General features: G+C 47.3%; 16 protein-coding genes. 8 read left to right on the top strand and 8 right to left on the bottom strand.

The annotated features are described in order from the left end of the window. Positions 1 to 18: 18 nt before the first annotated feature. The 5 genes from VCHENC03_RS00390 to def form a co-directional block, all read right to left on the bottom strand. The gene (locus VCHENC03_RS00390) at positions 19 to 1,464 is read right to left on the bottom strand and encodes a TrkH family potassium uptake protein (RefSeq protein WP_005440768.1); all 1,446 of its coding nucleotides are present in this window, start codon (positions 1,462 to 1,464) and stop codon (positions 19 to 21) included. Positions 1,465 to 1,473: 9 nt separating this feature from the next. Then, positions 1,474 to 2,850 (bottom strand): Trk system potassium transporter TrkA, encoded by a 1,377-nt coding sequence (gene trkA, locus VCHENC03_RS00395; protein ID WP_005440765.1) that lies wholly within the window; start codon positions 2,848 to 2,850, stop codon positions 1,474 to 1,476. Between the two features lie 64 nt (positions 2,851 to 2,914). Then, a complete protein-coding gene (gene rsmB, locus VCHENC03_RS00400; protein ID WP_009708012.1) occupies positions 2,915 to 4,198 on the bottom strand; it encodes a 16S rRNA (cytosine(967)-C(5))-methyltransferase RsmB in 1,284 nt (427 codons plus the stop codon). An 82-nt stretch (positions 4,199 to 4,280) separates the two neighbouring features. Beyond that, entirely contained in the window at positions 4,281 to 5,228 is a 948-nt protein-coding gene (fmt, locus tag VCHENC03_RS00405; RefSeq protein ID WP_009708011.1) for a methionyl-tRNA formyltransferase, read from the bottom strand. Positions 5,229 to 5,261: 33 nt separating this feature from the next. After that, entirely contained in the window at positions 5,262 to 5,780 is a 519-nt protein-coding gene (gene def / locus VCHENC03_RS00410) for a peptide deformylase (protein WP_009708010.1), read from the bottom strand. Positions 5,781 to 5,918: 138 nt separating this feature from the next. Here def and VCHENC03_RS00415 point away from each other — a divergent pair, with 138 nt between their 5' ends. The 4 genes from VCHENC03_RS00415 to VCHENC03_RS00430 are packed head-to-tail and all read left to right on the top strand — an operon-like array spanning position 5,919 to position 9,180. Further along, positions 5,919 to 7,013, top strand: coding sequence for a LysM peptidoglycan-binding domain-containing protein (locus tag VCHENC03_RS00415; protein ID WP_009708009.1), 1,095 nt, complete (start codon positions 5,919 to 5,921; stop codon positions 7,011 to 7,013). Then, positions 6,997 to 8,106, top strand: coding sequence for a DNA-processing protein DprA (gene dprA, locus VCHENC03_RS00420; protein ID WP_009708008.1), 1,110 nt, complete (start codon positions 6,997 to 6,999; stop codon positions 8,104 to 8,106). The genes VCHENC03_RS00415 and dprA overlap by 17 nt, the downstream gene beginning before the upstream one ends. 2 nt (positions 8,107 to 8,108) lie before the next feature. Beyond that, complete coding sequence (locus tag VCHENC03_RS00425; RefSeq protein ID WP_032803169.1) at positions 8,109 to 8,588, top strand: DUF494 family protein; 480 nt, start codon at positions 8,109 to 8,111, stop codon at positions 8,586 to 8,588. A gap of 22 nt (positions 8,589 to 8,610) precedes the next feature. Continuing rightward, positions 8,611 to 9,180: a DNA topoisomerase family protein gene (locus VCHENC03_RS00430; protein ID WP_009708006.1), complete on the top strand. Its 570-nt coding sequence runs from the start codon at positions 8,611 to 8,613 to the stop codon at positions 9,178 to 9,180. Between the two features lie 64 nt (positions 9,181 to 9,244). Here the strand turns inward: VCHENC03_RS00430 and VCHENC03_RS00435 are convergent, their stop codons facing one another. Together VCHENC03_RS00435 and purE are read right to left on the bottom strand one after the other, a co-directional pair. Then, positions 9,245 to 10,378 carry a 5-(carboxyamino)imidazole ribonucleotide synthase gene (locus VCHENC03_RS00435; RefSeq protein WP_009708005.1) on the bottom strand — a complete coding sequence of 378 codons (1,134 nt, stop codon included), beginning with the start codon at positions 10,376 to 10,378 and terminating at the stop codon, positions 9,245 to 9,247. Positions 10,379 to 10,382: 4 nt separating this feature from the next. Next, complete coding sequence (gene purE, locus VCHENC03_RS00440) at positions 10,383 to 10,868, bottom strand: 5-(carboxyamino)imidazole ribonucleotide mutase (protein ID WP_005429815.1); 486 nt, start codon at positions 10,866 to 10,868, stop codon at positions 10,383 to 10,385. Positions 10,869 to 11,068: 200 nt separating this feature from the next. Here purE and VCHENC03_RS00445 point away from each other — a divergent pair, with 200 nt between their 5' ends. From VCHENC03_RS00445 to VCHENC03_RS00460, 4 genes are all read left to right on the top strand, one after another. Next, a complete protein-coding gene (locus VCHENC03_RS00445; RefSeq protein WP_009708004.1) occupies positions 11,069 to 11,626 on the top strand; it encodes an L-threonylcarbamoyladenylate synthase in 558 nt (185 codons plus the stop codon). A gap of 34 nt (positions 11,627 to 11,660) precedes the next feature. Then, positions 11,661 to 12,578 (top strand): oxygen-dependent coproporphyrinogen oxidase, encoded by a 918-nt coding sequence (gene hemF / locus VCHENC03_RS00450; protein WP_009708003.1) that lies wholly within the window; start codon positions 11,661 to 11,663, stop codon positions 12,576 to 12,578. A gap of 99 nt (positions 12,579 to 12,677) precedes the next feature. Further along, positions 12,678 to 13,511, top strand: coding sequence for a shikimate dehydrogenase (aroE, locus tag VCHENC03_RS00455; RefSeq protein ID WP_009708002.1), 834 nt, complete (start codon positions 12,678 to 12,680; stop codon positions 13,509 to 13,511). A 3-nt stretch (positions 13,512 to 13,514) separates the two neighbouring features. Next, complete coding sequence (locus tag VCHENC03_RS00460; RefSeq protein WP_009708001.1) at positions 13,515 to 13,778, top strand: DUF1488 domain-containing protein; 264 nt, start codon at positions 13,515 to 13,517, stop codon at positions 13,776 to 13,778. A 14-nt stretch (positions 13,779 to 13,792) separates the two neighbouring features. On the opposite strand, the gene VCHENC03_RS00465 is transcribed toward VCHENC03_RS00460, so the two are convergent. Then, positions 13,793 to 14,344 carry a gamma carbonic anhydrase family protein gene (locus VCHENC03_RS00465; protein ID WP_009708000.1) on the bottom strand — a complete coding sequence of 184 codons (552 nt, stop codon included), beginning with the start codon at positions 14,342 to 14,344 and terminating at the stop codon, positions 13,793 to 13,795. Positions 14,345 to 14,649 lie beyond the last annotated feature (305 nt).

Raw genomic sequence — 14,649 nt, 5'->3', positions numbered from 1 at the left:
CCTTTTATTTGAGTCTGTTTAACGGCGCCAAAACGCAGGGAAGAACAGTACAAGAATAGTCAGAATTTCCAGACGGCCCATCAACATACCAAAGCTTAGCAGCCACTTAGCTGCGTCTGGTAAAGGTGCAAAGTTACCTGTTGGGCCAATCACGCTGCCCATACCCGGACCCACGTTCGCTACTGCGGTAATGGAACCAGAAATACTGGTCACAGGGTCTAGGCCAAGTGCACTTAAGCAGCCTGCAATAAAGATGATGGTGATAAAGAACATCAAACCAAATGCCACCACAGAACGAACAATATCGTCATTCACCGGGCGTTGGTTGTAGCGTTGAACGAACACGCCGGATGGGTGAATCAGTTTCATGATTTGCTTGTTAAGCAGCGTCATCGCGATCTGGAAGCGGAAGATTTTAATCCCGCCAGAGGTCGAGCCTGAACACGCGCCCGCCATCATTAAGAAAGCAAACAGCGTGGTAGGTAGAGCGCCCCATGCGGTGAAGTCTTCTAGACCAAACCCAGTTGTCGTCACCACCGATACGATGTTGAACATTGACACGCGCAGTGCATCCAAAATGGTGTAACCATCGCGAATCACCAACCAAGCAGAAACCACTAAGCTAGAGAATAAGAACAAGTAGGCAAAACCGCGTACCTGAGCATCTCTAATTAATACTTCGACACTGCGCTTGCGTAGCGCGGCAACAAACAACAGGAATGGCAGGCCACCAAGGAACATAAAGGTGGTCGCGACCCAGTGCGCACCATTAGAGAAGTGGTTCATCGAACCGTCAGACGTTGAGTATCCGCCCGTAGATAGGGTTGTAAACGCGTGGTTGATAGCTTCAAACAGGTTCATGCCTGTCAGCAAATAACCCACAATACACAAGCCTGTCAGCATCAGATACACCAATACGATGTTCTTCGCGACGGTCTTGGCTCTCGGGCTGCTCTTATCAGACCAATCAGACGATTCGGTTTGGAACAGCTTCATACCACCAACGTTAAGCATTGGCAGGATAGCTACCGCCATTACGATAAAGCCAATACCCCCCAACCATTGCAAGATGGAACGCCACAACAAGATACTCGGCGCCATGTTGTCTAAACCACTGAGTACAGTAGACCCTGTCGTGGTGATGCCAGACATGGTTTCGAAGTAGGCGTCGGTAAAGCTAATGTGGTTGATAAACACAAACGGCAATGCAGCAAACGCACTGGCGATGGTCCATACCAAACTGGTGATGAGGAACATGTCACGCACACTGAGTTTGAACTTGGCGGTTCGACCAATCGTCAAACAGATGAATGCGGCTAGGTGGGTGATCACAACGGCTTGGGCGAAATCGAGGAATCCGCCCGTACCTGTGAAAAACGCGACCAAAGTCGGCACGTACATAAAAAGGGCCAGTTTGGATAAAACTAGCCCGATAACAAACAGTACGGGACGTAAGTTGACCATAGGAAAATCCTAGAGGAAGAATGGACTCGGCTGGAACAGCGCCTCGACGTCTGGTACGTACTTTTTGTCGACCAGGAACATCACGACGTGGTCATCTTGTTCGATGACGGTACGATCGTGTGCGATAAGAACTTCTTCGCCACGAACGATAGCACCAATGGTGGTTCCTGGTGGGAGTTTGATATCGCCAATCGCGCGACCGACCACTTTCGATGTGGTTTCGTCACCGTGCGCAACGGCTTCGATGGCTTCTGCCGCGCCACGACGCAGAGAAGATACGTTAACGATGTCAGCACGACGAACGTGCGTGAGTAGAGCAGAAATCGTCGCTTGCTGTGGTGAGATTGCCACATCAATCACGCCGCCTTGTACTAGGTCGACATAAGCGCCGCGCTGGATCAGCACCATCACTTTCTTCGCGCCCATGCGTTTTGCCAACATCGCTGACATGATGTTGGTTTCATCCTCGTTGGTTAACGCGATGAACACATCTACTTGGTCGATGTTTTCTTCAGTAAGCAGTTCTTGATCCGCAGCATCACCACAGAAGACGATGGTGTTTTCTAGCTGCTCAGACAGTTTTTCTGCACGCTGATAGTTACGTTCGATCAGCTTCACACTGTAAGCTTGCTCAAGACGTTTTGCTAAGCTGGCACCGATGTTACCACCGCCTACAATCATGATGCGGCGGTAAGGTTTCTCAAGGCGCTGAAGTTCACTCATTACCGAGCGAATGTGGTTGCTTGCTGCAACAAAGAAGACTTCATCATCGGCTTCTATGATGGTGGTGCCTTGTGGGCGAATAGGGCGACCTTGACGGAAAATTGCAGCAACACGAGTATCGATGTGTGGCATGTGTTCACGCAGAGCGGATAGAGCGTTACCAACAAGCGGGCCACCATAGTAGGCTTTTACTGCGACTAGGCTGACTTTTTGCTCGGCAAAGCTGACGACTTGCAATGCGCCAGGGTATTGGATGAGGCGTTCGATATAGCTGGTTACCAGCTCTTCTGGTGCGATAAGGTGATCGACAGGAATTGCACCAGATTTGAATAGCGCTTCTTTTTCTGCCAGATACTCTGGAGAACGAATACGTGCAACACGGTTTGGGGTATTGTACAGAGTGAAGGCAACCTGACACGCGGCCATATTGGTCTCATCGGTGTTGGTCACCGCAACTAGCATGTCGGCGTCTTGTGCACCTGCTTCACGCAACACATCTGGGTGACTCGCGTGACCATTAACAACCCGAAGATCGTACTTGTCTTGCAACTCTCGCAGTCGGTCGCCATTTTTGTCGACGATGGTGATGTCGTTATTCTCACCAACGAGGTTTTCTGCCAATGTGCCGCCAACCTGACCAGCACCAAGAATAATGATTTTCATACTCTTTACTCGTTATCTGAAAAAGGCGATTGAATTTGCTTCAATCGCCCTATTTAGCATGCTGTTACGCGTGTTTTTTTGTTAGCACTGCGTAGTAGAAACCATCCATATCTTCTTCACCTGGTAGAATTTGACGACCAGGTTGTTCGGGATCAGAGTCCACTAGTTGCGCATCCGCAGTACGTGCTAAGAATGCTTTTACTTGCTCCACGTTTTCTTGTGGTGTGATTGAGCAAGTCGCGTAAACCATGGTGCCGCCCGGTTTCAGTTGCGTCCACATTGCATCAAAAATTTCGCTCTGTAGTTCCGCAAGTGCGGCAATATCATCAGCACGACGTAGCCATTTGATGTCTGGGTGACGACGAATTACGCCCGTTGCAGAACATGGTGCGTCCAGCAAAATGCGATCAAATTGTTCGCCTTGCCACCATTTTTGAGGATTACGCGCATCGCCGCAAACCACTTTTGCCTGAAGGTTGAGACGCTTCAGGTTTTCGTGCACACGTTTAAGGCGTGTGTCGTCGCAGTCAATGGCAACCACTTCGCTGCCAGACGTACGCTCAAGAATGTGCGCCGTCTTACCGCCCGGTGCTGCACAGCAGTCTAGGATCAGCTCGCCATCTTTTGGTTCAAGATAGTTAATCGACAGCTGTGCTGCCGCATCTTGCACCGATACCCAACCTTTTTCAAAGCCCGGCAGTTTCATCACATCGCATGGCGCGGCCAATTTTAGGGCGTCCATTGCTTGTGTGTGTGGCGTGCTATCAATGTTTTCATTTTTGAGTAGCGTTAGGTATTCATCACGAGTGTGGTGCTGGTGGTTTACACGCAGCCACATTGGCGCTTTTTGGTTGTTGGCTTCAACAATGCTTTCCCACTGCTCTGGGTAAGCTTCTTGCAACAGTTTAAGTAACCAGCTTGGGTGGCCGTACTTGCCCGCATTGTTGCTGACCGCCATTTGGTCTAGTTCTTCTTGGTTGCGTTGGTAGTTACGCAATACCGCGTTGATAAGACCGCGTAGACGAGGACCTTTCAGCTCTTTAGTACCTTCAACTGTTTCACCGACTGCAGCGTGCGCAGGAATGCGCATGAAGCTTAGCTGATAAATGCCTACCAAAATAAGGTGATGGAAAACGCGTTGTTTGCCTTTTAGCGGCTTATCCATCAACTGGTTTGCAATCATTTCTAGGCGAGGGAGGTAACGTAGAGCGCCGTAACAGATCTCTTGAAGAAGAGCGTGGTCACGTGGTCGTACGTTTTGTTGAGCCGCTGGAAGAGCGCTTGAAAGTGAGTGGCCCTTGTCGACGACAAGATACAAGACGTTGGCAGCCGCAGCGCGAACATTCATGATGAGTACCTTAAAGTAAAGGAGGGCATCTCTGCCCTCTAAAAGTTCGTATTATTGGTTTTTGACACTATTGTCTGGCTTTTTAAACCAGTTGGGTGCCAACTTCAAACCAAGATGCACGTGAGTTCAGAATATCTTGAACTGACATGGCTTTTTTACCCGGAACTTGCAGTTGTTCCAGTACCAGTGTGCCATTGCCTGTCGCAACATAAATACCGGTTTTATCTGCTTGCACAATAGTGCCCGCTGGCTTGTCACTGGTTTGTTCCGCCACACGGCTTTGCCATACTTTGATGCTGTTTTCAGCCGCTTCAAAGTGGCTCATTGGCCATGGGTTGAATGCGCGAACGCAACGCTCAATGTGTGCCGCGTCGTCATTCCAATTAATGCGTGCTTCTTCTTTGCTTAGTTTCTTCGCGTAGTTTGCAAGCTCGTCATCTTGCTTCACTGGCTCAGCTTTTCCTGTTGCGATGTCTGCTAGGCAGTCAATCAGAGCATCAGGGCCTAAGCCTGCAAGTTTTTCGTACATAGATGCGCTGGTGTCACTTGCTTCAATCGGCAATGTTGCGATTTTCAGCATGTCACCTGTATCCAAGCCAATGTCCATCTGCATGATAGTCACGCCAGTTTCGGCATCACCAGCCCAAATTGAGCGTTGGATAGGAGCAGCACCACGCCAGCGAGGAAGAATCGAACCGTGCACGTTAATACAGCCCAATTTAGGCGTATCTAGCACGACTTGTGGAAGCAATAGACCGTAAGCCACAACCACCATGATGTCGGCGTTCAGATCAGCAAGCTGTTGCTTGGCTTCATCTGATTTGAAGTTTTCTGGTTGGTATACCGGAATGTCGTGCTCAAGCGCGATGGTTTTCACTGGACTGGCAGTAAGCTTCTTACCACGACCTGCTGGGCGGTCTGGTTGAGTGTATACCGCAATTACTTCGTGCTCCGAAGACAACAACGCCGCCAAGTGACGGGCGGCGAAATCCGGAGTACCTGCAAAGACAATACGTAAAGACTGACTCAAGGTAGGCTTCCTTCTAATTAAATTGTATCGAGATTAAGCGTTTTGCTGTTTCTCGTTAAAGCGTTTGATTTTCGCTAGCTTGTCTTGAATACGCTTACGCTTAAGTGGCGATAGGTAATCAACGAACAGTTTACCCATTAGGTGGTCTAGTTCGTGTTGAACGCAGATTGCTAGCAGATCGTCAGCGTCAAATGTGTATTCTTTGCCGTTGCGATCTAGGGCTTTAACCGTAACTTCAGCAGCGCGAGGCACAAGTGCGCGAGCACCTGGTACCGATAGACAGCCTTCTTCGATGCCGTCTTCGCCACGCTTTTCCAGAATCTCAGGGTTGATAAGCACCATCGGCTCATCGCGAGTCTCTGAAATATCGATAACTACGATACGTTTGTGGACATCAACCTGCGTTGCCGCAAGGCCAATACCTTCTTCGTCGTACATGGTTTCAATCATGTCATCGACGATTTTTTGAATCTCAGGTGTCACCTCTTCTACAGGTTTTGCAACGGTACGCAGGCGATCATCTGGGAATGTTAATACTTGTAATACAGACATATTCACTCGAAATATTGAACTGTGCCGTAACAGCACAAACCTTGTTGGCTCAATTCTAGACATTTTATGACCTAAATGACAGCATCCTGATACCAATTTCCATTCTGGTAACTGCCTAATAGACCAAGGACGAGGGTCATGAATCGAATTTTCCGCAACGTTTCTCGTATTACGTTGCCGTTACTTTTCTCTTTCAATGTTGTAGCAAATACGGACTCCCAACCACTTACCGTTAAAGATGATGCACCCAAAACTTACGTTGTGGTCAAAGGTGATACGCTTTGGGATATTTCAGCGATGTACCTTGATAGCCCTTGGTTGTGGCCTCGTTTGTGGCAAGTGAACCCAGAAATCGATAACCCGCACCTGATTTATCCGGGAGATAAGTTATCGCTGGTGTGGATTAACGGTCAGCCAGTCTTGAGCTTAAAACCCGTCAAAAAACTCAGCCCTAAAGCTCGCATCACCGAAAAGAAAGCGGTACCTACCGTAGCTGAAGGTTTGGTGATGCCGTACTTAAAATCCGATCGCTTAGTGGATGATGAGACATTAGAAAACGCAGCGAAGGTGATGGGCAGCAGTAAAGGCAGTAAATACCTGACTGCAGAAGACACGTTGTACATCAGTGGCAAGCAAGCATGGACAGATTGGGCAATATATCGACCAGTGGAAACCTTCTCTCGAGATGATGTATCACAACAAATCACGGCATTGCGTTTGATTGCCAAAGGTGAGTTGATCGAGGCGTCAGACGAATTTTCAGGACTGAAAATCACTACTCAACTGCAAGAGATTATCCGTAATGATATTGCTTTGCCGGTTCAAGCATTAGAAAACGGGGATTTCACGGCCACCTTCTATCCATTACCTTCGCCGCAAGGTAGCTCTGCTAAGTTATTGGGGAATATTGAAGGCATTCGCTTTAGCTCGACCAACCAAGTGGTTGTGATCGATAAAGGCACATCGGACGAACTTCGCCAAGGCAGTGTGTTCGATCTTAAAGAAGATGCGCATCCTGTTTATAAAGATGGTGATGACTTTGCCAAGGACAACGGTTTTCTCGACTCCAAGATCACTTTGCCACAGAGTAAAGTTGGTGAATTACTCGTGATTCGCCCTTATGAATATTTCAGCCTTGCTCTGATCACCAATAGCACCAAACCAATCAATAAAGAGGTATCTGTGGTTTCTCCTCTGGTAGAGGAACCGACCACCAATGAAACCACACAATGATACGGATCTCGCCGCCTGGTTAAAGCTGAGTTGCTTGCCAGGTATTGGCGGGGTCAAGCTGAGTAAGCTACTGAGCAAAGACACGCCGAGTAATATTGTCCAATATTCCACGGAGCAGCTTCAGCTTTTAGGCTTAACTGCAAAACAACTGCAAGCGTGGTTGCAGGTCGATAAAGAAGTCGATGCTTGTCTAACTTGGGCTGCAGCATCTTCTCATCATCATATTCTTACTTTGGCGGATGCTTTGTACCCGCCACTTCTCAAACAAACCGTCGCACCGCCTCCTTTATTATTCGTAAAGGGAGACGCGAGCTGCTTGTCTCAGCCACAAATGGCCATGGTTGGCAGTCGTAATGCCAGCGTGGATGGACTACAACATGCAAGAGGCTTTGCGTCAGACTTGGTGCAACACGATCTGATCGTCACCAGTGGTTTAGCATTGGGTATTGATGGTCATGCTCATGATGGCGCGCTTTTAGCTGGAGGTAAAACCATCGCAGTGCTTGGTTCTGGGTTGGAACAAGTGTATCCAGCAAGACACCGAGGTTTAGCGAAACGAGTGATGGAAAATGGTGCGCTTGTTTCTGAGTTTCGTCCTGATGCTAAGCCTCGCGCAGAAAACTTCCCACGTCGTAATCGAATTATTAGTGGTTTGTCGCTGGGTGTTTTGGTGGTGGAAGCAGCTGAAAAAAGTGGTTCCTTAATCACTGCTCGCTATGCCCTTGAGCAAGGTCGAGAAGTTTTCGCTCTGCCAGCTTCGATTAATGCTCCTAACGCCAGTGGTGGTAATCAATTGATTCGTAACGGGGCTTGCCTCGTACAAAATACTCAAGAGGTGCTGAATGAAATACAGTCTTTACTCGACTGGTCTATTAATCAGAGCTTAGATTTATTTTCTGCGCCAATTGATGAAGAAGAATTGCCATTTCCTCAGCTGTTAGCTAACGTAGGAAATGAGGCTACACCAGTTGATATTCTTGCAAGCAGGACCAATATACCTGTCCAAGAAGTCATGATGCAGCTCTTAGAGCTTGAGCTTTCAGGGCATGTTGTTGCAGTATCCGGTGGCTATATTCGAAAGGGGAGGGGCTAGCTATGATGATGGATATACTTATGTATCTATTCGAAACCTACATCCATAGCGATTCAGAGTTACAAGTCGAACAAGACGAATTGGAAGATGAATTGCTTCGTGCAGGCTTCCAGCAAAAAGACATCTACAAAGCCCTTGTCTGGTTAGAAGAGCTGGCGGCATTGCAACAAAGCGATGAACATTCAGCCATTTCAACCTGCATTGCATCGGCATCGACACGTATCTATACCGCTTCAGAGATGCAGCGACTGGACCTCGAATGTCGTGGGTTCTTGTTGTTCCTAGAGCAAATCAATGTTCTGACCACAGAAACGCGTGAGATGGTTATCGACCGTGTAATGGGGCTTGAAACCAATGAGTTTGAGCTTGAGGACCTTAAATGGATCATTCTTATGGTGCTGTTTAATGTTCCAGGCAATGAAAACGCCTACACGCTGATGGAAGAGCTGCTGTACACCAAGGAACAAGGTATTCTTCATTAATATCTTCGCTTGAGCGGTGAGTATGAGTAGTAAAATCGATCACAACCTTTTCTCGGCACACGAGCATGCGCTTGAGCGCGAACCTTGCCCTAAATGCGGTGGGGAAGTGTCGCTTAAGCACGGTAAACACGGTCCTTTTTTAGGTTGTAGCCAATACCCAAGTTGCGATTACATCAAGCCGCTACACAGCAATGACGGTCACATCGTGAAAGAGTTGGGTGTGCCTTGCCCTGAGTGTGGCAATGAATTGGTACTCCGCCAAGGGCGCTACGGTATGTTCGTTGGTTGTAGCCATTACCCAGCATGCCATCATATTGAGTCGATTAACCAACCTGAGCCAGAGCAGCAAGCGAAAGAGCAACACGCTTGCCCTGAATGTGGCAAAGGACATTTGGTTGAGCGTAAAACCCGATTTGGTAAAACATTCTACGCGTGTGATAACTATCCGAAGTGCAAGTTTGCGGTTAACTTGCCGCCTGTAAGAGGCCGCTGCGAGGAATGTGGATTTACCTTGTTGGTAGAAAAGAAACTTGCCAGCGGGGTTAAACTGCAATGCGCGAGTCGTAAGTGCCAACATACCCAATCACAATAACTTTCAGTACGAATTAAAAAGGGTCGCATCATGCGACCCTTTTGCTATTTATTCTGCTGCTTTTCTAGGCTTGCCACTGCTTGGCAAATTCATGCACAGCAGGGAAAGTCTGTTCATCCAATACGTCTGCTAATGCACAAAGTTTGCGATTAAGTTCGCCAGTGTAGTCACCACATACGTTGATGTGACCCATCTTGCGACCCGCACGTTTTTCTTTGCCATACCAATGAATGTGACAACCATCCATCGCTAGCAATGCTTCTGGCAGTGTGTCTTCACCAAGAATATTAATCATCGAGGTCTCACGAACCAGCTTCGTGCTACCTAAAGGCATGCCGCACACGGCGCGTAGGTGGTTCTCAAACTGACAGGTTTCTGCACCCTGCTGAGTCCAGTGACCAGAGTTGTGTACGCGTGGTGCGATTTCATTAACTAGCAAAGTACCATCAACATCGAAGAACTCCAGCGCTAGCACACCAACGTAATTCAAGTTGTTGGCAACGGCCGTGAACATCTGTTTTGCTTGCTCTTGCAACTCTGGTGCATCAATCGCAGTAGAAAGGCTCAATACTCCATTGGTATGGACGTTCTCTGCCAGAGGGTACACTTCAACGCTGCCATCTTTACCGCGAGCACCAACCAGTGAAACTTCGCGGTTAAAAGGGACAAATTCCTCAGCAACAATCGCTTGAGTTGGTGTTGCGGCAATGCACTCTGCCATCTCAGTCCAAATGTCTTCGACTTGAGAAGTTTCTTTTAAGCGCCACTGGCCTTTACCATCGTAACCACCTAATGCACTTTTCAGAACCATTGGCATACCAACGTGTTCAATTGCGCGGTCAAAGTCTTCACGAGTTTCGATGACGTAGTATTTCGCGTTACGCACGCCAGCATCATCAAGTAATGCCTTTTCAACACGGCGATCACCACCTGCTTTGATGGCTTGCGTACTTGGTAAGAACTTACCGCTCGCTTCGCAAACATCGAGCACATCATGTGGGATATGCTCGAACTCAGCAGTAATGACGTCGACTTGTTCAATTGCATTCTCTAAGCCGTTGCCTAGTACGTGCTGAGTCAGTGGATGAACGATGTTACCGCTGCCCACATCGTAAGCTGAGATTTGAATATTCAGTGGGGCACCAGCCAGAGACATCATACGAGCTAGTTGACCCGCACCAAGAACCAGTACATGCATCTGATTAATCCTCAGCAGGGTTTGGGTTCGCCAATACGGTTTCCGTTTGTTCGTTACGGAACGCTTCGACTTTTGCCATGATCGTTTCATCATGTGTACCAAGGATTTGAGCTGCTAGGATGCCAGCGTTTGCTGCGCCTGCTTCGCCAATCGCCAATGTACCAACCGCAATCCCCTTTGGCATTTGTACGATAGAAAGCAGTGAATCCATGCCTTTCAGCGCACGAGACTGAACTGGAACACCAAGTACAGGTACGCTGGTAAATGCTGCTGCCATGCCTGGTAGATGGGCGGCACCGCCGGCACCTGCGATGATGACTTTAATGCCGCGTTCTTTCGCACTGCTTGCGTAATCAGCCAATAATTGAGGAGTACGGTGAGCTGACACCACCTTTGTTTCGTAAGACACGCCAAATTGATCCAGCATGTCTGCTGCTAGTTTCATGGTTGGCCAATCTGATTTAGAACCCATGATGATACCGACTTTCATCTCAAACTCCTTCAAGCTGCAAAATTAGGTGAGCTGATAAATTTGTGCGCATTATACGGGGATTTTTACCTCAAGCAAACGTTTGCGTGTGTTTGTAAATGGTATTGATACATTTTATAAACAAATTGATTTAGTCTCTGAGAATGAATATTTGTACACTTAGTGCAAACACAACAGATAAGACTATCAGGAAGTAATTGGTGGATAACTTTGAACAGGTGCTTGAAGCACTACAAAAAGGCGAAGTGATTGCCTATCCAACAGAAGGCGTATTTGGTGTCGGCTGTGATCCAGATAACCCAGAAGCGATTCAAAAGTTGCTAGAGCTAAAGCAGCGCCCAGTAGAGAAGGGGCTCATACTTATTGCGGCTAGTTACGAGCAGCTTTTGCCTTATGTTGATGAATCTCATTTGACTCAAGAGCAGTTAGATAAAGTCCATGCGACGTGGCCAGGGCCATACACTTGGATCATGCCAGCGAGTGACAAAGTCTCTCACTGGGTATCGGGTCAATTTGATTCGATTGCAGTACGTGTGACTGATCATCCTTTAGTACAAAAGATGTGTAATGCATTCGGAAAGCCGCTAACCTCTACCAGCGCGAATCTTACTGGTCTGCCTCCTTGTATGACGACGGAAGAAGTTGAAGAACAGTTAGGTGACCGACTTGTGGCGATCTTACGTGGTGAAACCAGTGGTCGTGACAAGCCTAGTGAAATCCGTGATGCTAAAACCTCGCAAATATTAAGACAGGGCTAACCCTGCTAGTCAGCAATCAATAGGTACTACACGTATGTCAGCAATCGATAAGCACGCCGTAAAGCAGTTCTTGATGTCACTTCAGGATTCCATTTGTCAGCAACTAGAACAAGAAGATGGAAAGGCCGTCTTTGTCGAAGATGCATGGCAACGTGAAAAAGGAGAGCGTCTTGGTGGCGGTGGCCGCACTCGCGTATTGCGTGATGGTCATATCTTCGAGCAAGGAGGAGTTAACTTCTCTCATGTAGAGGGTAATGAAATGCCAGCATCAGCGACGGCACATCGTCCAGAGTTAGCGGGGCGTCGTTTTGAAGCGATGGGTGTTTCTTTGGTTATTCACCCTAAAAACCCTTATGTACCGACTTCACATGCCAATGTCCGCTTCTTTATTGCAGAGAAAGACGGTGAAGACCCAATTTGGTGGTTTGGTGGTGGTTTTGACCTCACGCCTTTCTACCCATTTGAAGAAGATTGCCAATCATGGCACGACACAGCAAAACAGCTTTGTGCGCCATTTGGTGACGACGTTTATGCAGAGCACAAAGCATGGTGTGACAAATACTTCTTCCTACCACATCGAAATGAAACTCGCGGTGTCGGCGGTCTGTTCTTTGATGACCTAAACCAATGGGAATTTGATAAGTGCTTTGACTACATCAAAGCGGTTGGTGAGGGATACTGCCAAGCTTACCTTCCGATCGTTTCTCGTCGTAAAGACATTGAATTTGGTGAGCGTGAGCGCGAGTTCCAACTGTACCGACGTGGTCGTTACGTAGAGTTCAACCTAGTGTATGACCGTGGCACTCTGTTTGGTTTGCAAAGTGGTGGTCGTACCGAGTCGATTCTAATGTCGATGCCACCACTTGCGCGTTGGGAATACAGCTATGAGCCGCAAGCTGGTTCACCAGAGGCTGAGCTTTACGAGCAATACCTAACGCCCCGAGAATGGTAAGCGCTGAATCTCCTTTTCTATATAGATAGATAGTGATAGGGTCATCTGTAATCAGGTGGCCCTGTTTTTTCTATATAAGTAAGGAATAAAGGTAAGGAAATGACTCAGCAAATTGATCGCTATGCCGTGTTTGGTAACCCTATCGGACACAGTAAGTCGCCATTCATTCACACCTTGTTTGCCCGTCAAACCAATCAGTCTTTGGTGTACACCGCAGAAAGTGCACCTGTTGATGGCTTTATTGATGCAGCGAAGGTGTTTTTTGCTGAAGGTGGCAAGGGGTGCAACATTACCATGCCATTTAAAGAAGACGCTTATCAATTTGCTAGCCGTCTGACTGAACGTGCTCAGTTGGCGGGCGCAGTGAACACTCTCAAGAAGTTAGATGATGGTGAAATCATTGGTGACAACACCGATGGTGCAGGTCTAGTGCAAGATCTGCTTCAGCACCAAGTTGTGTTGGAAGGTGCGCGAATCCTAATTATTGGTGCTGGTGGTGCAGCTCGAGGTGTTATTCAGCCACTGCTCGATCAAAAGCCGACGTCTTTAACCATTACCAACCGTACCTTTAGTAAGGCACAGGAGCTTGCAGAGTTGTTTGTCTCTCACGGCCCTATCGTCGCCAAAGAGATGGAAAGTATTGATGAAGAGTATGATGTCATCATTAACTCTACTTCCGCTTCTCTTAGTGGTGAACTGCCTGTTATCTCTTCCTCTATCTTTGCCGCCAACAGTACAAGCTATGACATGATTTATGGCAAAGGGGTGACGAGCTTTAACTTATGGGCAAGAGAAAATGGTGCCGCTCATGCGTATGACGGTCTTGGAATGCTAGTTGGGCAGGCTGCAGAAAGCTTCATGCTCTGGCGCGGTTTGCGCCCAGGTGCCAAACAAATTCTCAGAGAACTAAGAAAGAACCTTGAAGGTCAATAATCAATGAATCAATCTATCCTATTCCCTGACATGCAGTCTTGGGATGAAGCCTCGCAATCGGTAAATTTTGCTGCGCAGCAATCTGGAGCGTTGATTGAGTGCTATGTAACAAAACAAAAGTTAGAAAAGCTTAGTGGTTCACTGATTGAAACTGAGCAAGCGGCAATTAAAGTGTTTACTGATTACCGATTCGATCTAGAAGAAATCGCTGAAGAGCTAATAGAAGATGAAGCCTTCGATGAGGAAGGCCATATCATTATCGATTAGCCGACTATACCTGACTACTCATTGATGTCTTCTACTTCATTAATGTAGTCGTTTTTGTTCTGCACATAGTTGTTGGCAGATTTTTGCAAGAAAGCTCGTTCTTTATCTGATAGAGGGCGAGCTTGTTTTACAGGGCTTCCAACATATAAGTAGCCACTTTCTAATACTTTCCCCGGTGGCACCAAACTTCCTGCCCCAATCATCACATCTGATTCGACCACCACGTTGTCTAAGACAATAGCGCCCATACCTACTAGGACGCGGTCGTGGATCTCACAGCCATGCAGCATCACTTTGTGACCTATGGTGACATCATTACCAATGATGAGTGGGTAGCCTTTGGGGTTTTCTGCGTTTTTATGAGTTACATGAAGTACGCTGCCATCTTGAATGTTGGTTCGCTCTCCAATATGGATATGGTTTACATCGCCCCGAGCTGCGACCAATGGCCAGATACTAGAATCATCGCCAATTCGGATATCACCGACTAAAACAGAGGTTGAGTCGACATATACACGTTCGCCCAACTGAGGACGTATACCTTTATAACTTCTCATTGAACTCATCTTTACTCCTTATAAAGCGTTAATAACGGTGATATCTGGTGAGAAGAGTAGCAAAAACTCGCCTTTTAGAATAAAAAACATTCAAACGATAAAAAAATCAAAAAAAACGAGAAAAAGGGCTTGCCAATGTGATCGCAATCTCTATAATGCCACCTCGCTGACACGGCAACGCTTCGAAGCTTAGGTTTCGAAAGTAAGAAACCAAGTTAGCAAGCCAATTAGCCAAGCGGAAACGCTTGAAAAAAGTTTGAAAAAAGTGATTGACACTAAACTTTAACTCGCTAAAATGGCCGTCCGATTTGAGC

The organism is Vibrio sp. HENC-03, from assembly GCF_000305755.2.
Lineage (GTDB): Bacteria > Pseudomonadota > Gammaproteobacteria > Enterobacterales > Vibrionaceae > Vibrio > Vibrio owensii.
Note: the sequence above shows the minus strand (reverse complement) of the source record. Positions and strands in the feature narration are given on the sequence as shown.

What these genes read in the sequence shown, in the direction of transcription:
- VCHENC03_RS00390 (WP_005440768.1), bottom strand. Translation starts at nt 1,464, where the DNA reads ATGGTCAACTTACGTCCCGTACTGTTTGTTATCGGGCTAGTTTTATCC.
- trkA (WP_005440765.1), bottom strand. Translation starts at nt 2,850, where the DNA reads ATGAAAATCATTATTCTTGGTGCTGGTCAGGTTGGCGGCACATTGGCA.
- rsmB (WP_009708012.1), bottom strand. Translation starts at nt 4,198, where the DNA reads ATGAATGTTCGCGCTGCGGCTGCCAACGTCTTGTATCTTGTCGTCGAC.
- def (WP_009708010.1), bottom strand. Translation starts at nt 5,780, where the DNA reads ATGTCTGTATTACAAGTATTAACATTCCCAGATGATCGCCTGCGTACC.
- VCHENC03_RS00415 (WP_009708009.1), top strand. Translation starts at nt 5,919, where the DNA reads ATGAATCGAATTTTCCGCAACGTTTCTCGTATTACGTTGCCGTTACTT.
- dprA (WP_009708008.1), top strand. Translation starts at nt 6,997, where the DNA reads ATGAAACCACACAATGATACGGATCTCGCCGCCTGGTTAAAGCTGAGT.
- VCHENC03_RS00425 (WP_032803169.1), top strand. Translation starts at nt 8,109, where the DNA reads ATGATGATGGATATACTTATGTATCTATTCGAAACCTACATCCATAGC.
- VCHENC03_RS00430 (WP_009708006.1), top strand. Translation starts at nt 8,611, where the DNA reads ATGAGTAGTAAAATCGATCACAACCTTTTCTCGGCACACGAGCATGCG.
- VCHENC03_RS00435 (WP_009708005.1), bottom strand. Translation starts at nt 10,378, where the DNA reads ATGCATGTACTGGTTCTTGGTGCGGGTCAACTAGCTCGTATGATGTCT.
- purE (WP_005429815.1), bottom strand. Translation starts at nt 10,868, where the DNA reads ATGAAAGTCGGTATCATCATGGGTTCTAAATCAGATTGGCCAACCATG.
- hemF (WP_009708003.1), top strand. Translation starts at nt 11,661, where the DNA reads ATGTCAGCAATCGATAAGCACGCCGTAAAGCAGTTCTTGATGTCACTT.
- aroE (WP_009708002.1), top strand. Translation starts at nt 12,678, where the DNA reads ATGACTCAGCAAATTGATCGCTATGCCGTGTTTGGTAACCCTATCGGA.
- VCHENC03_RS00460 (WP_009708001.1), top strand. Translation starts at nt 13,515, where the DNA reads ATGAATCAATCTATCCTATTCCCTGACATGCAGTCTTGGGATGAAGCC.
- VCHENC03_RS00465 (WP_009708000.1), bottom strand. Translation starts at nt 14,344, where the DNA reads ATGAGTTCAATGAGAAGTTATAAAGGTATACGTCCTCAGTTGGGCGAA.